This is a genomic window from Streptomyces rishiriensis (assembly GCF_003112535.1).
In the GTDB taxonomy this organism is placed as follows: Bacteria; Actinomycetota; Actinomycetes; order Streptomycetales; family Streptomycetaceae; genus Streptomyces; species Streptomyces rishiriensis.
The window spans coordinates 55621-79279 of the sequence record NZ_BEWA01000021.1 but is presented as its reverse complement, the minus strand read 5'-3'; the positions used below and the strand labels follow the sequence as shown (position 1 = coordinate 79279).

The following is a 23659-nucleotide window of genomic DNA, read 5'->3' as shown; positions in this document are numbered from 1 at the left end:
ACCTTGCCATCCCCTTGCTCTCCGGGCCCCGAGCATGTCAGGGCCAGTCGCGCCGCTGCGACCTTAACCTCAGGACGCCCCCGCCGTCATGCGGCGCCCGCACCGCGGACCGGGTGCGGGCCGGGTGCGGACCGGGTGCGGGCCGAGGGAAGCCGGGCGTGACCCGCCGGAATCGGGTAGACCGGAGGAATGACTGCTGTGGGCGACGGACCGGAGCTCGCCGACCGCGTCCTCGGCGGCTGGCTGGGCCGGATCGCGGGCAACATGCTCGGCAAACCGGTCGAGCGGGGCGACGTGTGGACGCGCGAACGCATCGACCGCTACCTGCGGCGGGCCGACGCCCTGCCGCTCACCGACTACCTCCCCGAGCCGGCCGACGACGAGGACGCCCGGCTGCTGCGCCCGGAGTGGCGCAGATGTGTGCGCGGCCGCGTCCACGGCAGCTGCCGCGACGACGACGTGGACTACGCGATCCTCGGACTCGACCTGCTGGAGACGCACGGCTTCGGCTTCAGCACCGAGCAGGTCGGCGACCTGTGGCTGCTGCGGCTGCCCTATCTGCAGACGTTCACCGCGGAGCGGGCCGCCTACCGCAACCTCACCGCCGGTCTGAAGCCGCCGCTGACGGCGACGTACGACAACCCGTACCAGGAGTGGATCGGCGCCTTGATCCGCGCCGACGTGCACGGCTGGACCTGCCCGGGCCTGCCCCGCCGCGCCGCCTCCCTGGCCCGCCGGGACGCGGTGCTCTCGCACACCGGCAACGGCGTGTACGGCGCGATGTTCGCGGCGGCGCTGATCTCCGCGGCGTTCACCGCGCCGACCCTGCGCCACGCGCTGGACGAGGCGCTCGCCGTCGTCCCCGCCGGCAGCCGCCTGGCCCGTACCGTGCGCCGGGTCATCTCCCTCCACGCCACCCGCATGAGCTGGGAGGACACCCTCGCGACGATGACGCAGGAGACGGCCGGCCCGGGCTGGATCCACACCGTCCCGAACGTCGCCGTCCTCACCGCGGGGCTGCTGTACGGCGACGGCGACTTCACCCGGACGATCGCCCTCACCGTGCGCGGCGGTCTGGACACCGACTCCAACGGGGCGACGGCCGGTTCGGTGGCCGGCGTCCTCACCGGGGCTGCGGCGATCCCGCCTCAGTGGACGGAGCCGCTCCAGGACACCGTGCGCAGCGCGGTGTTCGGCTTCGACGGCGCCCGCATCAGCGATCTGGCGCGGCGGACCGTGCGGCTGGCCGGGGCGCACGGCCTTCGCGGGGAGGACGGCCCGGACGCGGGACCGGCCGGCGCACCGCCGTCTACCCTTCCCGGATGAGCACTTCCAGCAGCGACTTCGCCGCCTACGTCGCCTCCCTGCCCCGTGTCCTGGCCGGAGCGGCCGCGATCTTCCGTGACGCCGAAGGACGGGTCCTGCTCGTCGAGCCCAACTACCGGGCGGGCTGGGCCCTACCGGGCGGCACGATCGAGTCCGACGACGGCGAGAGCCCGCGCCGGGGAGCACGGCGCGAGACGCTGGAGGAGATCGGGCTGGACCGCGAGCTCGGACGGCTGCTCGCCGTGGACTGGGTGCTCGGTCCGGACCGTCCGCCGCTGGTGGCGTACGTGTACGACGGCGGCGTCCTGGACGAGGACGACCTCGGGGCGATCCGGCTGCAGGAGGCGGAACTGCTGTCCTGGCGGCTCGTTCCGCGCGAGGAGCTCACCGACTACCTGCTGGGCTCACTGGGCCGCCGGGTGCTGGCCGCGCTGGACGCCCTGGCCGACGGCTCCACCACCGCCGAGCTGGAGAACGGCCGCCCGGCGAGCTGAACGCCCGGCGCCCGGACGCGGGACGGACCGGGGGGCCGGAGGGGGCCGGGGGGCCGGGGGCGGAGCCCCGATATCCGCTCGCTCCCGGCAGGCGGGCGTCCTACCCTCGGCCCATGAACAGGCCCCTCGTCGCCCTCCTCAGCGGAGCCGGGATCTCCACCGACTCCGGCATCCCCGACTACCGCGGCCCCGACGGGTTGTGGCGGCGCGACCCCGAGGCCGAGAAGCTCGTCACGTACGCGTCCTACATGGGCGATCCCGAGATCCGCCGGCGGTCCTGGCAGATGCGCCGCCGTGTCGGGGCCCTGGCGGCCGAGCCCAACGCGGCGCACCGGGCGGTCGTCGAGCTGGAGCGCTCCGGGACGCCGGTGCGGGTGATCACGCAGAACGTGGACGGGCTGCACCAGCTGGCCGGGATGCCGGCCCGCAAGGTGTTCGAACTCCACGGAACGGCACGGGAGTTCGTGTGCACCCGATGCCCGGCGCGAGGACCGATGCAGGACGCCCTGGCCCGGCTCGACGCCGGCGAGGACGACCCGCCGTGCCTCGAGTGCGGCGCGATCCTGAAACCGGCGACCGTGATGTTCGGCGAGCACCTCGACCCGGTGGTGCTGGGCCGGGCCGCCGCCGTCGCCAAGGCGTGCCAGATCTTCCTCGCCGTCGGCAGCAGCCTGCAGGTGCATCCCGCCGCCGGGCTGGTCGGTGTCGCCGCCGACCACGGGGCCCGGCTGATCGTCGTCAACGCCGAGCCGACCCCGTACGACGGGATCGCCGACGAGGTCGTCCGGGAGCCGATCGGGACCTCGCTGCCCGGGCTGCTGCGCGGGCTCGCCGCTTCCGGCACGGTCTGAGGACCCGAGCGCCTGCGCCCGCCCAGAGGGCCTAGAACAGCGTCCCGCCGGGTGCGGCGCCCCTCTCGAAGTCCAGCAGGCGCTGCTTGCGGTCCAGGCCGCCGCCGTAGCCGGTGAGGCCGCCGCCCGCGCCGATCACGCGGTGGCAGGGCACGATGATGCCGATGGGGTTCCTGCCGTTGGCCAGGCCCACCGCGCGGGAGGCGGCGGGGCTGCCGAGGGCCTCGGCGAGTTCGCCGTAGCTCCGGGTCTCGCCGTAGGGGATCCGCCGCAGCCGGTCCCAGACGCCACGCTGGAACGGGGTTCCGTGCAGGCGTAGTTCGAGGGTGAACTCCTTGGACTCGCCGGCGAAGTAGGCGGTCAGCTGCTCCTCGGCCTCGTCGAAGAGGCTGTCGTCGCGCAGGCCGAAGTCCTCCTCGGGCGGGCGGTGGCGCTGTCCGGTCATGTAGAGGCCGCACAGGACGCCGTCGTCCGCGACGAGCGTGAGGTCGCCGTAGGGGCTGTCGATGACGGTGTGCTGTTTCACGGAACGTCCTTAGACGGGGAGGAAGTTGACGGGGTGGCTGTCGGTCGCCCACAGGTACTGGACGGCGTACGCCCGCCAGGGCCGCCAGGCGGCCGCGCGGGCGGTGAGCGCCGCGGGGGTGGAGGGCAGCCCCAGCTCCTGCGCGGCGCGCCGGATTCCGAGGTCGGTGGGAAGGAACGCGTCGGGGTCGCCGAGGGCGCGCATCGCGATGACGTCGACCGTCCAGGGCCCGAAGCCGGGCAGCGCGAGGAGCTGTTCGCGCGCCTGCGACCAGTCGCTCTCCACTCCGAGCTGCAGCGTGCCGCCGGCCAGTCGGCCGACCAGGTCGACGAAGGTGGCGCGCCGGGTGCGGGGCATCGCCAGGGAGGCGGGGTCGACGGCGGCGAGCGCTTGCGGGGTGGGGAAGAGATGAGTGAGGCCGCCTTCGGGATCGTCGACCGGATCGCCGTGGGCGGTGACCAGTCGGGCCGCGTGGGTACGGGCCGCGGCGGTGGAGACCTGCTGGCCCAGCACGGCGCGCACCGCGAACTCGGCCTCGTCGACCGTGCGCGGCACCCGGCGGCCGGGAGCCTTGTCCACCAGGGGGGCGAGCAGCGGGTCCGTGCGCAGCCGGTCGTCGACGGCGACCGGATCGGCGTCGAGGTCGAGCATGCGCCGGCAGCGGCTGATGGCCACGGTGAGGTCGCGCAGGTCGCTGAGGGTGAGGCGGCAGCCGATGTGGTCGGGGTTCGGGGTGAGCGCCACGACGCCGTGCCCGTACGGCAGCCGGAGCGTGCGCCGGAACGCGCCGTCCCGCCACTCCTCCACTCCCGGGACGCCGGTGGCGGCCAGGTGCCCGAACAGGTTGTCGGGGTTGAGGGGGGCGCGGAACGGGAGGCGCAGGGCGAGCGTGCCCGGGGCGGGCGCGGGGAGCGCGGGTGTCCGGTGCGGGACACGGGCGCGCAGGGCGCTCGGGGACAGCGCGAAGACCTCGAGGACGGTGTCGTTGAAGGTGCGCACGGAGGAGAAGCCGGCCGCGAACGCGACGTCCGCCATGGGCAGTTCGGTCGTCTCGACGAGGAGCCGGGCGGTCCGGGCGCGCTGGGCGCGGGCCAGCGCCAGGGGCCCGGCGCCGACTTCGGCGAGGAGCTGGCGTTCCACCTGGCGGCTGCTGTAGCCGAGGCGGGCGGCGAGGCCGGGCACGCCGTCGCGGTCGACGACGCCGTCGGCGATCAGCCGCATGGCGCGGGCGACCAGGTCGGCGCGCTGGTTCCACTCCGGTGAGCCGGGGCTGGCGTCGGGCCGGCAGCGCTTGCACGCGCGAAAGCCGGCCTGCTGGCAGGCGGCGGCGCTCGGCTGGAAGACCATGTTCTCCGGCTTGGGCGGCACGGCCGGGCAGCTGGGACGGCAGTAGATGCCGGTGGTCAGCACCGCCGTGAAGAACCAGCCGTCGAAGCGCGCGTCCCTGGACTGCACGGCGCGCACACAACGCTCTCGATCGGTGTACATCCCGTTCCGCATGCGTCCAGCATCGCCCCGTGGCCGCACCTCCGCTGGCGAGAATCCGACATCGACCTCGCATGGCCTGCAGAAGAGGGACGCGCAGTACGGGATGCCGGGGAAGGCCCTGACGCCGTCGGGCGATCCCGGGCCGCGGAGCGGAGCCGTCGTCGTGCGCGACTCCGCCTGCTCCGCCGCCCGTTCGCCCATGCGGCGCGAGCCTGCCGCACCCGGCGGCCCGCCCGTCCGGCGGCGGTGCGGGCGCCTGCGGCCGGCGCCTCAGGCCGCCCTCTCCGGCCACGCCACCAGGGACCGGATCACGAACACGTCGACCGCCATGACGGTGACCGACCAGAGCGGTGCGTACGGCAGGAACAGGAACTGGGCGACGAGGCTCAGGGCCGCGAGAAGGACGCCCGCGCGGCGGGCCCGGGCCACGCCCTTGAGCAGAGCCGCGCCGGTGGCGGCCGCGAGGACGCCGGCGACGAGGTGGATCCAGCCCCAGCCGGTCAGGCTGAGGCCGTAGACATAGGAGCCGACGCGCGCGTACACGTCGTCGCCGGCGACGGCCGCGATGCCCTGCAGCACGGCGAGAGCGCCGCCGCACAGCATCAGGACACCGGCGAAGACCACGCCGTCGAAGGCCACGCCGTCGCCGGGCCGGCCGCCGGGCGCAGGGGACCGCCGCGGCCCGCCGCGCGGGACGGACCAGGCGGTGCCGATCTCGCCGTGCGGGCCGCCCGCCGGGTCGCCGTTCGAGGAGGTCGGGCTCATCCGGCGCGCTCCCTCCTGTGCGGTCGGTCCTGTGCGGTCGGTCCGGTCGAGGTCAGCACATCCCGGACTCGCGGCGACGGCGAGGCGGCGGGCCCGTCCGGGTGAGCGGGCCCCGCCGGGGTGAGCGGCCCCGCCGGGCGCGGCGGCGCGGGAGCGGGCTACATGTTGATCATGTGGCCGGCCAGGCCGTGCACGGCCTCCTTGACGGCCTCGCCCAGGGTGGGGTGCGCATGCACGTTGCGGGCCACCTCGTGGACGGTGAGGTCCCACTGCTGGGCCAGGGTCAGCTCGGGCAGGAGCTCGGTGACGTCGGGGCCGATGAGGTGGCCGCCGAGGAGCTCGCCGTACCGGGCGTCGCTGATCAGCTTGACGAAGCCGGTGGCGTCGCCGAGGCCGTGCGCCTTGCCGTTCGCGGTGAACGGGAACTTGGCGACCTTGACGTCATGGCCGAGCTCGCGGGCCTGGGCCTCGGTGTAGCCGAAGCTGGCGATCTGGGGCTGGCAGTAGGTGGCACGCGGGATCATGACGTAGTCGAGCTCCATGGTCTCCGCGTCCGCGAGGGTCTCCGCGGCGATCACGCCCATGGCCTCGGCGGTGTGCGCGAGCATGAGCTTGGCGGTGACGTCGCCGATGGCGTAGATGTGCGGCACGGAGGTGCGGCAGCGCCCGTCGACGTCGATCGCGCCGCGCTCGGTGACCTTCACGCCGGTGTTCTCCAGCCCGTAACCGGTCACGTTCGGGGCGAAGCCGATCGCCTGCAGGACCTTGTCGGCCTCCAGGACCTGCTGGGCGCCGTCCTTGCCGGTGACGGTGACGCGCACCTGCGGACCGGACTCGTCGATGGACTCGACGCGGGTGGAGGTGAGCACGTCGATGCCCAGTTTCCGGTACTGCTTGGCGAGTTCGGCGGAGATCTCGGCGTCCTCCAGGGGCGCGACCCGGTCCAGGAACTCGACGATCGTGACCTTCACGCCGTAGTTGTGCAGGACGTAGGCGAACTCGATGCCGATGGCGCCGGCGCCCGCGATGACGATCGACCGCGGGAGGTCGTCGGAGAGGATCTGCTCCTCGTACGTCACCACGCGGTCGCTGCGCCGGGTGCCGGGGAGCAGCTTCGGGGTGGCTCCGGTGGCGATGACGCAATGGTCGAAGCCGATGGTGCGGGTCTCCCCGCCGGGGCCGGTCACCCGCAGGGTGCGGTCGTCGACGAACGCGCCGCGGCCGTCGAATTCGGTGATCTTGTTCTTCTTCATCAGGTAGTGGACGCCCTTGACCCGGCCGTCGGCGACCTTGCGGCTGCGGCTGTAGGCATCGCCGTAGTCGAAGGTGACCTGTCCTTCCGCCCTGATGCCGAAGGTCTTCGCCTCGCGGGTGAAGATATGGGCGAGTTCGGCGTTGCGCAGCAGTGCCTTCGTGGGGATGCAGCCCACGTTGAGGCAGACGCCGCCCCAGTACTTCTCCTCGACGACGGCGACGCGCTTGCCCAGCTGGGCGGCGCGGACCGCGGCGACATAACCGCCGGGTCCCGCGCCGAGCACCACGACGTCGAAGCGTTCGTCCTGCTCGGGCATGGAGTTTTCCTTTTCCGTGGAGACCTGGTGTACATGCCGACCCTACGAGATCCCGGCGCGGTCCGAGGACGGGGACGGCGCCGGGCGACGGGGGGCAGGGGGGAGGCAGGGCGGGGCGGGCACGGGCGGCGCTCGCCGGCGCCGACCGTGCCCCGATTCCCTGCTGAACGCGATTGCTACGACGTTGCCGTGGGCCGCCGGGAGTCCTTCGTCGCCTCGGCGAGGTCGGTCAACGGCCGCAGCCGGTACGTGTACGCGTAGTCGCGGTCCGCGAACAGCTTGTACTCGTCGTGAGTGTGCGCACCCCAGCTGTTGTCGCCGCCCACGCCCATCTGGCGGTGGTTCAGGCGCAGTACGACCTCCTGGCGCGGGGTGAGCTGGTAGTCGTGGCGGGCCCCGACCGACAGGTCCTCGGGGGTGAAGTGCGAGGCGTTGACCTCCAGGAGCGGCTCGCCGCTGACGAGCAGGCCGACGCCGTCGCCGTCGGTCAGCGCGGCCCAGCGGACGTCGGTCTTGTTGCCGCTCTCCTGCGGACGCAGATAGGAGGTCCGCTGTCCGGTGACGGTGCCGGAGTAGAGGCCCACGTCGGTTGCGTCGTTGCGGTCCCAGTGGTTCTCCTCGGGACCGCGCCCGTAGTAGTGCAGCTGCTCCAGGCGGGAGGGCAGGAACAGCAGCGTGCCCACCTCCGGGATGTAGGGGAGGTTCGGGGCGCCCGGGTGCAGCGTGTTGTCGACCTTGATCTCACCGTTGCCGAAGACGGTGTAGGTGGTGGTGTACGACGACGGCGTCGTCGTGGGCAGGGTGCCGGCCACCTTGATCTCGACGGCCCGGTCGCGCAGCGCCCGCACGCTCACGTCGGTCACCTGGCGGTGCGCGCCGGCGTCGCGCCAGGTCTGGTTGCGGGTGTGCTGGCCGTTGCCCCGGTCGTTGTCGGTGGGGGCGCGCCAGAAGTTCGGCGCGGGCCCGGAGGTCAGGAGGCGGACGCCGCCGGCCCGGTACGACGTGATGACGCCGGTCCGCTTGTCGACGGTGACCGAGAAGTCCCTGCCTGTGACGGTGACCGACGTCTCGCCGTCCCGGTGCCCGAGGGCCGGGACGGCGCCCAGAGGCACGGGGACGACGGCGGGAGCGCCGGCGTCGACGGCGAGCTGCTCCCGGGCCACCTCGTGTCCGGCCCTCGCCCACTTCGTGCTCTCCCGGGTGGTGAACGACAGCTGCAGGAAGTACTCCGCGCCCGGCGCGGGGTCGCGCGGCAGCCGGAACGGCACGGTGACGTCCTTGCTCGACAGCGGCGCGACGTCCAGCTGCGCGCGGCTCAGCCGTCCGCGCTGCACCGCCCTGCCGTCGGCGACGAGCTCCCACCGTCCGTCGAAGTCGCGGACGTTGGTGAAGAGGTACTCGTTGGTGAGAGTGACGGCCGCGCCGGGGGCGAGCGCGCGGCCCGCGGCGGGCGCGGCGCCGATCGCCTGGTAGACGCGCTTCACCTCGGCGGACTTGCCGGTCAGCCCGCGGTCGGCGGTGACGATGCCGTTGCCGCAGAAGGGCCCGTCGTTGGGGTTGTCGCCCCAGTCGCCGCCGTAGGCGTGGAACGTCCGCTCGCGGGGCCGCTTCTCGGTGAAGGCGACGGTGGCCGCGTCGAACCAGAACCGCACGCCGTCGTCGCCGGGAGCGCGGCCGGCGTCGGCCAGTTCGGCGGCGCTCAGCGCCCGGGCGTACACGCGCGCCCGCCGGACGGAGCCGCTGAACTCGCGGGTCGGGTTGTCGACGTCGGTGGCCAGCGACAGGGGCGCGGTGTTCACGGCGGGGCGCACCGTGGTGGTCCGGGTGGCCCGGACCGCGCCGTCGACGTGGAGGGTCAGGGTGCCCGCCGTCGCGTCGAAGACGCCCGCCACATGGTGTTCCGCGCCGGTCCAGCCGTCGGGCAGGGCCCAGCCGGCGGTGACCCACTGGCCGCTGCCGTAGATGAAGAACTCCAGCGTCCGGTCGCTCTGCTTGAGGGCGTACTGGGTGTCGCCCTTGGCGAGGATGGGCTGGTGGTAACCGGTTACGCCCGGGGTGACCCAGGCCTCCAGGGTCAGCGAGCCGGTGAGGTCGAGGCGCGCGTCCCGGGCGAAGACCGTGCCGCCCCGGACGCCCTTGTCACGGGTGAAGACGCCGCTGGGCGCGACGATCTCACCGCGCAGCGCGGCCGGTCCGGCCTCGGTGAACAGCTTGCGGGTCGGAGTGGGCCAGGCGAGGGCCTGGTCGACGAAGTCCCAGATCCAGCCGCCCTGGAGCACGTCGTAGCGGCGCACCAGATCCCAGTACTTCTTGAAGTTCCCGCTGGAGTTCCCCATGGCGTGGGAGTACTCGATCATGACGTACGGCCGGGTGTCGCTCGTGTCCTTGGCCCGTGCCTCGACGCGGGCGGGGCTGTCGTACATCTCGGAGCGGATGTCGCTGATCCCCGGGCGGTCGTCGCCCTCGTACTGGATGACACGCGTGGTGTCGTAGGAGCGGATCCAGTCGTGCATGGCGGTGAAGGTGCTGCCGCCGCCGGCCTCGTTGCCGAGGGACCAGATGACGACCGACGCGTGGTTCTTGTCGCGGTGGACCATGCTCTGGGCGCGCGCCACGCACGCGCTCGTCCACTCGGCGTGGTCGCCGGGGTACTCGCCCCGGATGCCGTGGGTCTCCAGGTTGGTCTCGTCCACGAGGTACAGGCCGTACTCGTCGGCGAGTTCGAGCCAGTGGGGGTTGTTGGGGTAGTGCGAGGTGCGGACGGTGTTGATGTTCAGCCGCTTGATGACGCCGATGTCCTCGACCAGGTCCGCCCGGGTGAGGGCCGAGCCGTGCTCGGGATGCATCTCGTGGCGGTTGGTCCCCCGCAGCGACACCGGCTTGCCGTTGATGCGCATCAGGCCGTCCCTGAGCGCGAACTCGCGCAGGCCGACCCGGTGGGAAAGGGTTTCGATCACTTTGCCGGCCTGGTCCCGCAGGCGCAGGACGGCGGTGTAGAGCTCGGGGTGTTCGGCCGACCACAGGCGCGGCGCGGGCACGGCCCTGGCGGCCCGGACGGTCGTCTCCTCGCCCGCGCCGAGTGCGACGGCCTGCTGCAGCGGCCGGGACCAGACCGGGTGCCCGCGGTCGTCGTAGAGCTGCGTCTCGACGGAGTACCGGCCCGCCCCCTGCCCTCCGTAGTCCCGCACGCTCGCCGTGACCGCAAGGTCGGCGGCCCGGTAGTCCTGGCTGAGCGGGGTCTCCAGCCGGAAGTCGCGCAGGTGCACGGCCGGCGTGGAGTACAGGTAGACCGAGCGGAAGATGCCGCTCAGCCGGATCATGTCCTGGTCCTCCAGCCAGTCGCCGTCGGAGTAGCGGTAGACCTCCACGGCGACCTGGTTGACGCCCGGCTTGAGGTGTTCGGTGATGTCGTACTCGGCGGGATCGTAGGAATCCTCGTGGTAACCGACCAGCTCGCCGTTGATCCACACGTAATGGGCCGATTTGACCCCTTCGAAGTGAAGGAACGTCCGGCGTCCCGTCCAACCGCGTGGAACGGTGAAGGTGCGGCGGTACTGGCCCACGGGGTTGTAGCGGGTGGGTGCGGCCGGTGGCTGCGCCTCCTCGCCGAGGCCGTTGGGGCCCCACCACGGGTAGGTGATGTTGACGTAGACCGGGCGGTCGTAACCGTGCAGCTGCCAGGCGGAGGGGACGGGGATGGTGCCCCAACCGCTGTCGTCGAGGTCGGTGCGGTGGAAGTCGACGTCGCGGTCACCGGGGCGCTCGGCGTGGGCGAACCTCCAGGGCCCGTCCAGGCTCAGCCGGTACGGGGAGCGGGTGCGGTCGGCGGCCAGGGCCTGGTCGAGGTCCGCGTACGGCATGAGGGTGGTGTGCGGGGCCTCGGCGCCGAGGCGGAACACGTCGACCCGGCCGTTCCACTCGGGGGCGGCGTCGGCCGCGACGGCGCGGTGGGCGGCGGAGGGCGCGGACAAGGCGAGCGCGCCGAGAACGGCGGCCGATCCTTCGAGCAGACGGCGGCGGCTGACCGCCGGCCGTGGGGTGCGGTGCGGCTCCGCCCACCGGGGGCGGTCCGGTCGGTCCATGGACGACTCGTGCGGGTGGGTCATGACCACGACCTTCCTCAAGGCGAACCGTGCGGCTCTGCACGGACGGAGGGTGCGTCAGATCTTGTCCACTCCTGTTGGATAAACGAACATAGACGCGCCGCGATGGCCGAATATCAACTCTCTTCGGCGTAACGCCACTTGGTGCACTCGGTCGCCCCGGTTCCTTTTTGGTGACTCCCGTCAATACACGTCACGCACGTACCGCTTGTCGGAGGCGAGTTGCTTCACATAGGCCGCCGCCTCCGCCTCGCCCAGGCCGCCGTGGACGACCGCGACGTCCCGCAGGGCCCGGTCCACGTCCTTCGCCATGCGGGAGGCGTCGCCGCAGACGTAGAAGTGGGCCCCGTCCTGGAGCCACGACCACAGATGGGAGCCGTGCTCGCGGATCCGGTCCTGGACATAGACCTTGGCCCGCTGATCGCGGGAGAAAGCGGTGTCGAGACGGGCGAGGGCGCCGTCGGCGAGCAGGGCGGTCAGCTCCTCCTCGTAGTAGAAGTCCGTCGCCCGGCGCTGCTCGCCGAAGAACAGCCAGTTGGGCCCCCGGTGCCCGCGGGCCCGGCGTTCCTCGAGGAATCCGACGAAGGGTGCGACGCCGGTGCCCGGCCCGACCATCACCATCGGGGTCGCCGGATCGGCGGGCGGCCGGAAGTGCGCGGAGCGCTGCACATGGACGGGGATCTCGGCGCCGGGCCCGGCGTCGGCGAGGAAGGGCGAGCAGACGCCCTGCCGGGACCGGCCGGCCAGGTTCTCGTACCGCACGACGGAGACGGTGAGCGAGACGAGACGGGGGTCGGTGAGCGGACTGGACGATATGGAGTACAGCCGCGGCTGCAGCCGCCCGAGCTGCTCGGCCCAGTCCTGGGCGTCGGCGCGGACGCCGAACTCGGCCGCCACGTCGACGGCTTGACGGCCCCACGACCACTTCGCCAGCTCGTCCTTGTTGTCGGGGCGCAGCAGCTTGCGCAGTTCGCGCGGGTCGCGGGTGCGGTCGGCGGTGAAGCGGAGCAGGGCGGGGGTGATCCGCGTGATGTCGAGATGGCGCAGCAGCGCCTCGCCGAGCGGCGCCTCGCCGACGCCGTCGAGCCGCACGCGGGTGTGGGCGTCCAGCCCGGTGACGGCCAGCCACTCCGCCACCAGGTCGGGCGAGTTGAGGGGTCGCACGCCGAGCGCGTCTCCGGCCTCGTAGACGAGCGGGGTCTCGCTGTCGCGGGTGTCGAAGGTGAAGCGCCGGACCTCCTTGCCGGAGCCCGGACGGCTCAGCAGGCGATTGCCGGTGAGCCGGGCGGTGACGGGCACGGGGCGCCTGGAGCGGGGCGGGACGGCGACGGGCGGGGCTGCGAGGGGCGTGTTGTTGGACGGTGACGTGTTGGGGGGTGACGTGATGGTGGATGCCGGGGTCGCGGTAACAGCGTGGGGAACCGCTTTCGCAACGGAGTCCGACTGCGCGGCGGAGGGCTCGACGGAGACGTCGGGCCGCGGCTCCGTGGCCTCCTTCAGGGCGGTGAGCACCTGGTCCAGCCAGGCTTCCGCCTCCGCCTCGTAGTCCGGCTCGCAGTCGGTGCGCGGGGCCAGCCGGAGCGCGCCGAGTTCGTCCATACGGCGGTCCAGCCGCCGGCCGTGCCCGCAGAAGTCGTCGTACGAGGAGTCCCCGAAGGCGAGGACGGCGTAGCGGCGGCCTTCCAGCCGGCCGGTGCCCAGCGCGGCGAGGCCGTCCCAGAAGCCGGCGCCGTTGTCGGGTGCGTCGCCGTCGCCGAAGGTGCTGGTGATCAGCAGCAGATCGGCGTCGGAGGGCAGGGCTGCGGGATCCGCCTCGTCCATGGCGACCAGGGAGGCCGCGTGTCCGCCCTCGGTGATCCGTGCGGCGGTGGCGGCGGCGAAGTCCTCCGCGGTGCCGGTCTGCGAGGCCCACAGAATCACGACCTGCCGCGCCGGCGCGGACGACGGGGCCGCGCCGGCGCGGGAGTACATGCCGGCCAACGTGCCGTTGACCCACGCGGCGTGTTCGGGGCTGAACGGCGCGTCCGGCGGCAGGACCGGGACCCCCGGCGCGCCGGCCGGGACGCCCGCGAGGAAGCCCACCAGGTAACGCCGTTCCAGCTCGGTCAGGACGGGCGGCGGGGCGGGTTCCAGACCGAAGACGGCGGCCGCCGAGGGCTGGACCGCCGTGGGAACGAGCGCCCCGCCGGCGAGCCGGTCCGGGAGCCCGCCGGGAACGGCATCCGTGACTGCGGCAGAGCCGAGAGCCGTGGCGGCCGTGGCAGGGGCCGGAACCGTGGCCGGGGCGCGGGTCGGTGCGCCGACGGGGGCGGCCGGCGTCGTGGCGACCGGCGCCTCGGCCGACGGAAACTGCACGGAAACCGGTGTCGACACCTTCGTCAGGGACACCGCGCACACCTTGAGTTCGGGCTGGAAGGACAGCGGGTCGACGGCGTCGCTGGTGACCGCGTTCACGCTGAGGTACTCGCCGAACAGGTCGTTCCAGTGGAACGGGGCGAAGCAGGACCCGGGCAGCACGCGGTCGGTGACGACGGCGGGCAGCACGGCCCGCCCGCGCCGCGAGGCGACCTCGACGGAGTCGCCGTCGGCGAGGCCGAGGGCGGCCGCGTCCTCGGGGTGCACCTCGACGAACGGGCCGGGATCGAGCTTGTTCAGCTTGGCCACCCGGGCGGTCTTGGTCAGGGTGTGCCACTGGTGCTGCAGACGGCCGGTGTTCAGGACGAACGGGTAGTCGTCGTCGGGCATCTCGGCCGGCGGGACGTGCGGACGCGGGTGGAACACGGCCCGGCCCGAGGGCGTGGGGAAGGTGAGCGAGCCGTCGGCGTTCACGTACCGGATCGGGTTGCGGTCGGGGCCGTCGGCGGTGGCGGCCGGCCACTGCACGGGGGCGGCGCGCAGCCGGTCGTACGTGACTCCGCGCAGGTCGTAACCGGTTCCCGGGTTGTGGGCCTGCTTGATCTCCTCGAAGATCTGCTCGGCGTTGTCGTAGGAGAAGCCGCTTTCGTAACCCATGGCGCAGGCGACGGCCGCGATGAGCCGCCAGTCCGCCATGGCCTCTCCCGGCGCGTCGGCGGCGGGCCGGGCGAGGGTGAGGTTGCGCTCGCTGTTGACGAGGACGCCCTCGGTCTCGGTCCACAGGGCGCCGGGCAGGACGACGTCGGCGTAGGCGTTGGTCTCGGTGTCGGCGAAGACGTCCTGCGTGACGACGAACTCGGCGGCTTCCAGCCCCTCGATGACCGTCCTGCGGTTGGCGACGGACGCGACCGGGTTGGTGCAGATGATCCAGCAGGCCTTGATGTCCTTGTCGGCCAGCTTGCGGAACATCTCGACGGTGCCCTTGCCGACGCCGTCCGCCCTGATCGTGCCCGGCTCGATCCCCCACAGGCGCTCGATGAAGGCACGGTCGGCGTCCACGAGGACGGAGCGCTGGCCGGGCAGCCCCGGACCCATGTAACCCATTTCCCGGCCGCCCATGGCGTTGGGCTGACCGGTGAGGGAGAAGGGCCCGCTGCCCGGGCGGCAGATCGCGCCCGTGGCGAGGTGGAGGTTGACGAGCGCGTTGGTGTTCCAGGTGCCGTGCGTGGACTGGTTGAGGCCCATGGTCCAGCAGCTGGTCCACTCCCCCGCCTCGCCGATCAGCCGGGCGGCCTCGCGCAGATCGGCCTCCGGGATGCCGGTGAGCTCCGCGACGACGGCGGGCGGGTAGTCCGCGAGGAACTCCGGCATCGCCTCCCAGCCCTCGGTGTGCGCGGCGACGAAGTCGGGGTCGGTGTGGCCGTTCTCGTGCAGCAGGTGCAGCAGGCCGTTGAGCAGCGCGAGGTCGGCGCCCGGCCTGACCTGCAGGAAGAGGTCGGCCTTGGCGGCGGTGGCGGTGCGGCGGGGGTCGACGACGATCAGTTTCGCACCCGCTTTCACCCGGTCCATCATCCGCAGGAAGAGGACGGGGTGGCAGTCGGCCATGTTGGAACCGATGACGAGGAAGACGTCCGCCCGGTCGAGGTCCTCGTAGGAGCCGGGCGGGCCGTCGGCGCCGAGAGACAGCTTGTAACCGGTTCCCGCGCTTGCCATGCACAGCCGGGAGTTCGACTCGATCTGGTTGGTGCGCAGGTAACCCTTTGCGAGCTTGTTCGCCAGGTACTGCGCTTCCAGGCTCATCTGGCCGGAGACGTAGAGGGCGACCGCGTCGGGGCCGTGCTCGTCGACGATCTTCCGCAGCCGTCGCGCCGTCTCGGCGACGGCCGTCTCCACGGGGGCGGGCTCCGCCTCCTCGCCACGGTCCGGGCGGACCAGGGCGGTGCTCAGGCGGCCGGGTGCGGCGAGCATGTCCGCGGTGGTCGCGCCCTTGGTGCACAGCCGGCCGAAGTTGGCCGGATGCCGCTTGTCGCCGGACGCCTTCAGCACCGTACGACGGCCGTCGGGCCCGAAGCCGATGTCGAGGACCATGCCGCAGCCGACACCGCAGTACGAGCAGACCGTGCGCACCTTCGTCTCGGTCGCGCAGTCGGTCCGCAGGTCCGGCGCGGCCACAGGCGCCCCTTTCTGTCTGATCTCTGTCTGATTTCTGTCTGCCGATCAGCCTGACGACAGCCTCTGCAAGCCTCTGCGACCGTACGAACCGTGCATTACACAGGTGTCTCCCGGACCGGCGGCCGGGGGTTAAGCCCGGCGCACAGCGAGCGGCGACCGGATGTGAGCGCCGGGGCAGCCCCTCAGGGTAGGCGGAGGCGGACGGGGACGAAGGAGTGCGGGAAGACCCTTTGCCGAGAGCGGATGGCATGATCGCGTCAAATCTGTCACGCTTCCGGCAGCCGTCGCGCGCACCGCCCTCCGGCACACCCACACCGTGAGGGACAGCAACCGAGCAGGCCGGAAACCCGGCCGCCGCAAAGGAGCCATGTGTGAGACCCACGCCCCGCAAGGCCCTCGCCGCGAGCGCACTCACCCTCGCCGCGCTGGCCGCCGTCTCGCTCCCCGCCACGCCCGTGGCAGCCGCACCGGCCGCCGCTCCGGCTGCCCCTCCGTCCGGGAAGGTCGCGTCCGCGTCATCCGTCACGCCCCCGGACGCCGGCCCGGCGGCGGCCGCCGCCTGCACGCCCGCCCAGGTCGTCGTCAACGGCGGCTTCGAGAGCGGCGCCTCGCCCTGGACGCAGTCCTCGACCAGCGTGATCACCAGCCGCACCGGCCAGACCGCTCACGGCGGCGCCGCCTTCGCCTGGCTGGACGGCGTCGGCAGCACCCACACCGACTCGCTCTCCCAGAGCGTCACGATCCCGTCCGGATGCGCGGCCGCCACTCTCACCTTCTGGCTGCACGTCGACACCGCCGAGACGACCTCGTCCACCGCGTACGACAAGCTGACCGCCAAGATCGGCACGACGACGCTGGCCACGTACTCGAACCTCGACAAGAACGCCGGCTACGTGCGCAAGTCGTTCGACGTGTCGGCCTTCGCGGGACAGACCGTCAGCCTCGCCTTCACCGGCACCGAGGACTCCAGCCTCCAGTCGAGCTTCGTCCTCGACGACATCGCGCTCGACACCTCCGGCGACACCGTGCCGCCGGCCGACTCCACCCGCACCCCGGCCGCCCCGTCGTACACCGTCAACCTGACCGGCAACACCGCCGGCACGGTCTGGACCGGCCACGAGAGCGCGACCTTCACCAACGCCTCCTCCACCCCGCTCAGCGAGGTGTACCTGCGGCTGTGGGACAACTACCACGGCACCTGCTCCGCGATGCCGATCACGGTCGGCAACGTCACCGGCGGCACCGCCGGCGCCCTCTCGGTCGCCTGCACGGCACTGCAGATCACCCTCGCCGCGCCCCTCGCCCAGGGGCAGAGCGCCACGATCGGCTTCGACCTCGGCATCACCGTGCCCAGCGGCGCCGACCGGTTCGGCCATGACGGGGCGTTCGCCTTCATCGGCAACGCGCTGCCCGTGCTGGCGGTCAAGGACGGGGCGGGCTGGCACCTGGACCCGTACACGAACAACGGCGAGTCCTTCTACTCGCTGGCCGCCGACTTCAAGGTCGTCCTCGACCACCCGACGAGCCTGCTGGTACCGGCCACCGGGACCTCGGTCGACGCCGCCGGCTCCAGCGGACGCACCGTCACCACGGCGACCGCCTCCAAGGTGCGTGACTTCGCCTGGGCGGCGGGCCCGTTCAGCAAGATCTCGGGGACCTCGGCCGCCGGGACGGCGGTCAACGTCTACTCCGTCTCCGGCATCAGCTCGGCCGACGCCCAGTCGATGCTCACCACCGCCAGGACCGCCGTGGACGCCCACGCGGCCCGCTTCGGCGCGTATCCGTACGGTGAGCTGGACGCGGTCATCGACAACAACTACTGGTTCGGCGGGATGGAGTACCCCGGCTTCGTCCTCGACCTGGTCAGCACCACGGCACTGACCCACGAGATCGGTCACCAGTGGTGGTACGGCATCGTCGGCGACGACGAGTACAACAGCCCCTGGCTGGACGAGGCTTTCACGGACTACTCCACCGACCTGGCGCAGGGCAAGACGGGCAGCGGTTGCTGGAGCAGCGTCTCGTGGGCCTCGTCGGCGGAGAAGATCACCGACTCGATGGCCTACTGGGACGCCCACTCCTCCCGGTACTCGACCGTGGTCTACGGGTACGGGAAGTGCGCCCTGCACGATCTGCGGCGGCTCATCGGCGACGCGGCGATGGCCAAGCTGCTGAAGGACTACGCCACTTCGCACTGGTACGGCGTCTCGACCACGGCCGAGTTCAAGGCCGCCGCCCAGGCCGCCACGACCACGGATCTGACGTCGTTCTGGACCACCCACCGCATCGACGGGTGATCCCGGACCGTCAGCCGACCTGCCGGGCGAACGCCTCGTAGGCCCGCTCGTCGAAGAGGACGAACCTGATCTCCTCGACGTCGGTCTGCGCGGCCCGGACCGTCTCCACGGCGATCCGGGCCGCGTCGTCCATCGGCCAGCCGTAGACGCCCGCCGAGACCGCCGGGAAGGCGACCGTACGGGCGCCGTTCTCGTCCGCCACCCGCAGCGACTCCCGGTAGCACGAGGCCAGCAGCTCCGAGCGGTCCTCGGCGGCGCTGTACACGGGGCCCACGGTGTGGATCACCCAGCGCGCGTCCAGCTCGCCCGCGGTCGTGGCGACCGCCCGGCCGGTGGCGAGCCCCTTGCCGTAGGAGGAGGCGCGCAGACGGCGACAGTCGGCGAGGATCTCCGGGCCGCCCCGGCGGTGGATCGCCCCGTCGACGCCACCACCGCCGAGCAGCGAGGAGTTGGCCGCGTTGACGATGGCGTCCACGCTCTGGCGGGTGATGTCGCCCTGGACGAGGGTGATCGTGGTCATGACCGTGTGTATACCAGCGGGAACCGCCGTCCGTTCACCGCTGCTGCCGCAGCCTGCGCCAGACGGCCTTCGCCGCGTTGTGGCCCGACATGCCGTGCACGCCCGGCCCGGGCGGAGTGGCCGAGGAGCAGATGAAGACGGCCGGGTGCGGGGTGGCGTACGGGTACGCGGTCAGCTTGGGGCGCAGCACGGCCTGGAGGCCGGAGACCGCCCCGGAGGCGATGTCACCGCCGACGTAGTTGGCGTTGCGGGCGAAGAGCTCGGCCGGGCCGGCCGTCGCCCGGGCGAGGACGCGGTCGCGGAACCCCGGGGCGAAGCGCTCCAGTTGGCGTTCCATGACGTCGGTGAGGTCGCCGGTCCAGCCGTTGGGCACATGCCCGTACGCCCAGAAGACGTGCTTGCCTGCCGGGGCGCGGGTGGGGTCGACCACGCTGGGCTGCACCGTGATCATGAAGGGCCGGTCGGGGGCCCGGCCCTCGCGCGAGGCGGCCCGCAGGGCGGCGCCGATCTCCGCGCTGTCCGCGCCGATCTGCACGGTGCCGGCGACCCGGGCCTCCTTCGCCGTCCACGGGACCGGCCCGTCGAGCGCATAGTCGATCTTGAAGACGCCGGGCCCGTACCTGTATCCCTCGTAGTGGTTGCCGAAGCCGGCGATGCGGGCGAGGGCGGTGGGCGAGGTGTCGAAGACGTAGGCGCGGGCCGGCGGCAGGTCGTCCAGGCGCTTGACCTCGTAGTCGGTGTGGATGCTGCCGCCGAGTTCCTCGAGGTAGGCGGCGAGCGCGTCCGAGAGGGCCTGGGATCCGCCGCGGGCCACCGGCCAGCCGCGGGCGTGCGCGGCGAGGGCGAAGACGAGGCCTACCGCGCCGGTGGCGAGGCCGGTCAACGGGGCCATGACATGGGCGACGAGCCCGGCGAAGAGGGTCTTGGCGGGCTCGTCGCGAAAGCGCCGGACGAGCCAGCTGGACGGAGGCAGGCCGACCAGGCCGAAGCGGGCCAGGGTGACCGGGTCGCGCGGGAGCGCGGTCAGCGGCAGCGACATGAAGTCGCGGGCCAGGGTGTCCCACTTGGTCAGGAAGGGTTCGACCAGGCGGCGGTACGCGCCCGCGTCACGTGGGCCGAAGGAGGCGGCCGTCTCGGCGACCGACCGGGACAGCACCGCGGCGCTTCCGTCGAGGAAGGGATGCGCCATGGGGAGCTCGGCGTGCAGCCACTCCAGGCCGTGGCGTTCCAGGGGCATGGCGCGGAAGGCGGGCGAGTTGACGCCCAGGGGGTGGGCGGCGGCGCACGGATCGTGCAGGAAGCCGGGCAGGGTGAGCTCCTCGGTGCGGGCTCCTCCGCCCACGGTGCCCCGCGCTTCGAACAGCGCCACGGAGAAGCCCCGCCTGGCCAGCTCCACCGCTGCGGTCAGCCCGTTGGGCCCCGCTCCCACCACGACCGCATCGAGCATCGACGGCACTTCGACCCCTTCGTCACCCGGTGGCCCCGTGGACCGGTGGCCCCCGCGGTCAGGATATGCCGGAGGTACGACGACACCTGCGGCGCGGGGGGACGAACCGGCCGGGGCGCCGAACGGCCACAGCGCGTCGGCGCGGGTGTCGCCCGCCTTCCGGGAGCGCCCGCCCGGGAAGCGCCCGGCCCGCGAGCGTCCCGCTCAGAGCGGGTCGCGCACGCAGCCGGTGGTCGCGCGCGGCCGGTGAGGCCGCTCAGGAGGCCTCTCGGAGGGACTCGGCGCCCGAGAGCAGTCCCGTGACGCGTCGGGCCGTCGCCGCGTCCCGGGCCGCCGTGAACGGCAGGGAGTTGCCGCCGGTGATGCGGAACGGCTCGCCGGTGAGGGTGAGATGGGCGCCGCCCGCCTCCTCGACCAGCAGCAGTCCGGCCGCGTGGTCCCAGGCCGCCTCCCAGGAGAACGCCGTGGCGTCCACCTCGCCCCTGGCGACGGCGAGGTACTCCAGCCCGGCCGACCCGCAGGGGCGCGGGGCGACGCCGTCCGTCCACAGCGGCAGCAGGGCGCGCTTCTGCTCGTCGGTCGTGTACAAGGGGTGCGAGGTGGCCACCGTCAGGGCGCGGCCGGGTGCGGGCGGACCGGCGACCAGCCGCTCGCCGTCCAGGAAGGCGCCGCCGCCGCGTACTGCCGTGGCCAGCTGGTCGCGGGCCGGGGCGTAGGTCCAGGAGGCGAGCAGGACGCCGTGCCGGACGAGCGCGACCAGGGTGCAGAAGCCGTCGTCGCCGTGCACGAACTGACGCGTTCCGTCGACGGGGTCGACGATCCACACCGGCGTGTCGCCCTGTATCGCCTCGTACGTGGCCGGGTCGGCGTGCACGGCTTCCTCGCCGACGACGACCGAGCCGGGCAGGAGGGCGCCCAGGGTGCGGGTGAGGAACAGCTCGGCGTTGCGGTCGGCGTCCGTCACCAGGTCGTGCGGGCCGGCCTTCTGGTCGATCTCGTGCGCCGCGAGCTGACGGAAGCGGGGCATGATCTCGGCCGCGGCGGCCTTGCGGACCGCCTCCTCCACGTCGGCCGAGTGGCGGGCGAGAAACTCGTCGATGGTTTCCGTGTCTTCGATCATGCCTCCATGAGAGCACGCCCCACTGACAATCCCCGCCCGTCCGGTGCATCCCGGGTGGAATCGGGATGAAGAACAGGGGCGCGGCCGGCCCGCGCGCGGGTCAGCGGCCGACCGCGTATCCCTGCATCCCGCGCGGGTTGGCGGCCGCCGACAGGATGCCGGTCGCCGGGTCGCGGGCGACCGCGCACAGCCGGCCCTCGGACCAGGGGTGGCCGACGGTGACGTCATGGCCGCGCCGGCGCAGCTCCTCCACCACCTCCGCCGGCATGCGGGATTCCACCGTGACGCTGCCCGGCCGCATCCCGCGCGGGTGGAAGGAGCCGGGGAAGCCGTCGTTGTGCCAGTTCGGGGCGTCGATCGCGCCCTGGAGGTCGAGGCCGCCGCGGACCCGCGCGCGCAGCGTGACGGCGAGCAGGAAGTGCAGCTGCCACTGGTCCTGCTGGTCGCCGCCGGGGGTGCCGAAGGCGAGCACCGGCACTCCGTCGCGCAGGGCGATCGAGGGGGTGAGGGTGGTGCGCGGGCGGCGGCCGGGGGTCAGCGAGTTCGGCAGCCCCTCCTCCAGCCAGGTCATCTGCAGCCGGGTGCCGAGCGGGAAGCCCAGTTCGGGCACGACCGGGTTGGACTGCAGCCAGCCGCCGCTGGGCGTGGCGGCGACCATGTTGCCCCAGCGGTCGACGACGTCCAGGTGGCAGGTGTCCCCTCGGGTGTCTCCCCACCCGGTGACCTGCGGCTCGCCCGGCACGGGGGACGCCCGGACCTGGGCGACCGTCGGCTCGCCGACGCCCATGGGGCTGAAGCCGGGGTCGTCGGCGGCCACCACGCCCGCGTGCCCGCTCAGTCGCGGGGTGCGCCCGCCGGGGCTGCCGGGCCGCAGTTCGTACGACGCCTTGTCGCCGATCAGCCGCCGTCGCCGCGCGTTGTACCCGGCGTCGAGCAGCTCGGCCAGCGGGACGTCGGCCGCGTCGCCGTACCAGGCCTCGCGGTCGGCCATGGCGAGCTTGCAGCCCTCGATCAGCAGATGGACGTAGTCGGCGGAGCCCTGGGCGGGCAACTCGGGCGGGAGCAGGGCGAGTTGCTGGAGGAGGGCCGGCCCCTGGCTCCAGGGTCCTGCTTTGCAGACGGTCCAGCCGTTCCAGTCGAAGGCCGCCGGCGTCTCGTACGTCGCGGACCAGGCGGCGAGGTCGGCGGCCGTGAGGGCGCCGGTGTGGCGCGCGCCGCTGGTGTCCAGGGTGGGCCGGGCGGACTGCCGGACGAGCGCCTCGGCGACGAATCCGGTCCGCCACACCTCCCGGGCGGCGTCGATCCGCGCCTCCCGGCCGCCCGCCCCGGCGGTCTCGGCGAGCAGCCGCTTCCAGGTGGCGGCGAGGACGGGGTTGCGCAGCAGCTCTCCGGGCCGCGGCGGCCTCCCGTCCGGCAGGTACACCTCCGCCGACGAGGTCCACTCGGTCTCGAAGAGCTCCCGTACGGCTTCGACGGTCGCGCAGACGTTGTCCACGGGTGCGTGTCCGTGCTCGGCGTAGCCGATGGCGTACTTCAGGACGTCGTCGAGGGACTTGGTGCCGTGGTCGCGCAGCAGGAGCATCCAGGCGTCGAACGCGCCGGGCACCGCGGCGGCGAGCGGTCCCGTCCCGGGCACGAGGTCGAGGCCCAGTCCGCGGTAGTGCGCGACCGTCGCGCCCGCCGGCGCCACGCCCTGCCCGCACAGCACCCGCACCTCGCCGCCGGCCGGGGCGATGAGGACGGGCGCCTCACCGGCGGGCCCGTTGAGGTGCGGTTCGACGACGTGCAGGACGAAGGCTCCGGCGACGGCCGCGTCGAAGGCGTTGCCGTCGTCCTCCAGGACGGCCATCGCCGACTGGGAGGCCAGCCAGTGGGTGGCGGACACCATGCCGAAGGTTCCCTGAAGCGTGGGGCGGGTGGTGAACTGCATCCCTCGCGGCCTCCCCGTGATGCGTCGTCGGAGAACGCGTCACAGTATGCATGAGGCCGGAAAACACCGGGCCGAGCAGCGAGGGGCGGCCTCCGGCGGGCCGCGCGGGGGGCTACAGGGCGATGACCGAGCACCGCTGCCGTCCGCGCGCCGGGTGACCCGTCACCGGCCCGCGTGAGCGGCCGAGAGGCGCGCGATGTGCACTTACGGGCAAGGAAAGGGATGATTTAGACAGCTCGGTGATGCGCAACCGCTCCCGCCCCTCCCCCGCTCCCCACGGACCATGAACAGGCAGGTCGGACCATGTCGAAGAATCCACGTTCGTCCGAGCCACCGCACGGCAAGGGCCCGAGCCGTCACGAGGGCGCCGGACAGCACGGCTGGTCACCCGATGTGGACGAGACCCGTCAGCAGGACAACCCGAGCGCCCGGCGCTCCTTCCATGCGGCGGAGCACGCCGACGACAGAGGCCCGGGCCGGACCAGGTCCGCCGAGGAGACGAAGTCCGTTCCGGGCGACACGGTCAAGAGTCACGGCGCACGCGGCGAGGAGTACGGCGACGCGGACGAGAAGGGCCGCCGCGACACCGGACGCAAGGGCCGCGCCCAGCGCCCCAGCGGCGCCAGGGACGCCTCCGCCACGACCGGCGTGGACCCGCAGGATCCGCCGGCCGGGCGCCGCCGGGGCTGACGGC

15 protein-coding genes are annotated in these 23659 nt (G+C 73.0%); 5 read left to right on the top strand and 10 right to left on the bottom strand.

What is annotated here, in order from left to right:
• The first annotated feature begins 189 nt into the window (after window positions 1-189).
• The 3 genes from Sri02f_RS32350 (at window position 190) to Sri02f_RS32340 (ending at window position 2671) form a co-directional block, all read left to right on the top strand.
• The gene (locus Sri02f_RS32350; protein WP_245970905.1) at window positions 190-1326 is read left to right on the top strand and encodes an ADP-ribosylglycohydrolase family protein; all 1137 of its coding nucleotides are present in this window, start codon (window positions 190-192) and stop codon (window positions 1324-1326) included.
• Window positions 1323-1820: an NUDIX domain-containing protein gene (locus Sri02f_RS32345; protein WP_109004880.1), complete on the top strand. Its 498-nt coding sequence runs from the start codon at window positions 1323-1325 to the stop codon at window positions 1818-1820. The genes Sri02f_RS32350 and Sri02f_RS32345 overlap by 4 nt, the downstream gene beginning before the upstream one ends.
• Before the next feature lie 113 nt (window positions 1821-1933).
• Complete coding sequence (locus Sri02f_RS32340; RefSeq protein WP_109004879.1) at window positions 1934-2671, top strand: SIR2 family NAD-dependent protein deacylase; 738 nt, start codon at window positions 1934-1936, stop codon at window positions 2669-2671.
• A gap of 31 nt (window positions 2672-2702) precedes the next feature.
• On the opposite strand, the gene Sri02f_RS32335 is transcribed toward Sri02f_RS32340, so the two are convergent.
• The 6 genes from Sri02f_RS32335 to Sri02f_RS32310 form a co-directional block, all read right to left on the bottom strand.
• The gene (locus Sri02f_RS32335) at window positions 2703-3197 is read right to left on the bottom strand and encodes a methylated-DNA--[protein]-cysteine S-methyltransferase (RefSeq protein WP_109004878.1); all 495 of its coding nucleotides are present in this window, start codon (window positions 3195-3197) and stop codon (window positions 2703-2705) included.
• A 9-nt stretch (window positions 3198-3206) separates the two neighbouring features.
• Window positions 3207-4697 carry an AlkA N-terminal domain-containing protein gene (locus Sri02f_RS32330; protein WP_281261910.1) on the bottom strand — a complete coding sequence of 497 codons (1491 nt, stop codon included), beginning with the start codon at window positions 4695-4697 and terminating at the stop codon, window positions 3207-3209.
• Window positions 4698-4955: 258 nt separating this feature from the next.
• On the bottom strand, window positions 4956-5450 hold the full coding sequence (locus tag Sri02f_RS32325) for a DUF7144 family membrane protein (protein WP_109004876.1): 495 nt from the start codon (window positions 5448-5450) through the stop codon (window positions 4956-4958).
• A 158-nt stretch (window positions 5451-5608) separates the two neighbouring features.
• Window positions 5609-7021, bottom strand: a complete 1413-nt coding sequence (gene lpdA / locus Sri02f_RS32320; RefSeq protein ID WP_109004875.1) for a dihydrolipoyl dehydrogenase — start codon at window positions 7019-7021, stop codon at window positions 5609-5611.
• A gap of 176 nt (window positions 7022-7197) precedes the next feature.
• Complete coding sequence (locus tag Sri02f_RS32315) at window positions 7198-11103, bottom strand: glycoside hydrolase family 2 TIM barrel-domain containing protein (RefSeq protein WP_109004942.1); 3906 nt, start codon at window positions 11101-11103, stop codon at window positions 7198-7200.
• A gap of 204 nt (window positions 11104-11307) precedes the next feature.
• Window positions 11308-15567 (bottom strand): bifunctional nitrate reductase/sulfite reductase flavoprotein subunit alpha, encoded by a 4260-nt coding sequence (locus Sri02f_RS32310; RefSeq protein WP_245970914.1) that lies wholly within the window; start codon window positions 15565-15567, stop codon window positions 11308-11310.
• Window positions 15568-16022: 455 nt separating this feature from the next.
• Here Sri02f_RS32310 and Sri02f_RS32305 point away from each other — a divergent pair, with 455 nt between their 5' ends.
• Window positions 16023-17948: a M1 family metallopeptidase gene (locus Sri02f_RS32305; RefSeq protein WP_109004873.1), complete on the top strand. Its 1926-nt coding sequence runs from the start codon at window positions 16023-16025 to the stop codon at window positions 17946-17948.
• 10 nt (window positions 17949-17958) lie between these two features.
• Here the strand turns inward: Sri02f_RS32305 and Sri02f_RS32300 are convergent, their stop codons facing one another.
• From Sri02f_RS32300 to Sri02f_RS32285, 4 genes are all read right to left on the bottom strand, one after another.
• Window positions 17959-18468: an O-acetyl-ADP-ribose deacetylase gene (locus Sri02f_RS32300; protein WP_109004872.1), complete on the bottom strand. Its 510-nt coding sequence runs from the start codon at window positions 18466-18468 to the stop codon at window positions 17959-17961.
• A gap of 34 nt (window positions 18469-18502) precedes the next feature.
• Window positions 18503-19915, bottom strand: a complete 1413-nt coding sequence (locus Sri02f_RS32295) for a phytoene desaturase family protein (protein WP_167467665.1) — start codon at window positions 19913-19915, stop codon at window positions 18503-18505.
• A 256-nt stretch (window positions 19916-20171) separates the two neighbouring features.
• A complete protein-coding gene (locus Sri02f_RS32290) occupies window positions 20172-21035 on the bottom strand; it encodes an inositol monophosphatase family protein (protein WP_109004870.1) in 864 nt (287 codons plus the stop codon).
• Window positions 21036-21135: 100 nt separating this feature from the next.
• A complete protein-coding gene (locus tag Sri02f_RS32285; RefSeq protein ID WP_109004869.1) occupies window positions 21136-22965 on the bottom strand; it encodes a gamma-glutamyltransferase family protein in 1830 nt (609 codons plus the stop codon).
• Window positions 22966-23268: 303 nt separating this feature from the next.
• On the opposite strand from Sri02f_RS32285, the gene Sri02f_RS32280 reads away from it, so the two are divergent.
• Window positions 23269-23655, top strand: coding sequence for a hypothetical protein (locus Sri02f_RS32280; RefSeq protein ID WP_109004868.1), 387 nt, complete (start codon window positions 23269-23271; stop codon window positions 23653-23655).
• The last annotated feature ends 4 nt before the right edge of the window (window positions 23656-23659 follow it).

Bases quoted from the DNA above. Each gene is read 5' to 3' on its own strand.
- Sri02f_RS32310 (WP_245970914.1), bottom strand. From the start codon at position 15,567: ATGGTCCTCGACATCGGCTTCGGGCCCGACGGCCGTCGTACGGTGCTG.
- Sri02f_RS32315 (WP_109004942.1), bottom strand. From the start codon at position 11,103: ATGGACCGACCGGACCGCCCCCGGTGGGCGGAGCCGCACCGCACCCCA.
- Sri02f_RS32300 (WP_109004872.1), bottom strand. From the start codon at position 18,468: ATGACCACGATCACCCTCGTCCAGGGCGACATCACCCGCCAGAGCGTG.
- Sri02f_RS32345 (WP_109004880.1), top strand. From the start codon at position 1,323: ATGAGCACTTCCAGCAGCGACTTCGCCGCCTACGTCGCCTCCCTGCCC.
- lpdA (WP_109004875.1), bottom strand. From the start codon at position 7,021: ATGCCCGAGCAGGACGAACGCTTCGACGTCGTGGTGCTCGGCGCGGGA.
- Sri02f_RS32340 (WP_109004879.1), top strand. From the start codon at position 1,934: ATGAACAGGCCCCTCGTCGCCCTCCTCAGCGGAGCCGGGATCTCCACC.
- Sri02f_RS32280 (WP_109004868.1), top strand. From the start codon at position 23,269: ATGTCGAAGAATCCACGTTCGTCCGAGCCACCGCACGGCAAGGGCCCG.
- Sri02f_RS32295 (WP_167467665.1), bottom strand. From the start codon at position 19,915: ATGCTCGATGCGGTCGTGGTGGGAGCGGGGCCCAACGGGCTGACCGCA.
- Sri02f_RS32330 (WP_281261910.1), bottom strand. From the start codon at position 4,697: ATGCGGAACGGGATGTACACCGATCGAGAGCGTTGTGTGCGCGCCGTG.
- Sri02f_RS32325 (WP_109004876.1), bottom strand. From the start codon at position 5,450: ATGAGCCCGACCTCCTCGAACGGCGACCCGGCGGGCGGCCCGCACGGC.
- Sri02f_RS32290 (WP_109004870.1), bottom strand. From the start codon at position 21,035: ATGATCGAAGACACGGAAACCATCGACGAGTTTCTCGCCCGCCACTCG.
- Sri02f_RS32350 (WP_245970905.1), top strand. From the start codon at position 190: ATGACTGCTGTGGGCGACGGACCGGAGCTCGCCGACCGCGTCCTCGGC.
- Sri02f_RS32285 (WP_109004869.1), bottom strand. From the start codon at position 22,965: ATGCAGTTCACCACCCGCCCCACGCTTCAGGGAACCTTCGGCATGGTG.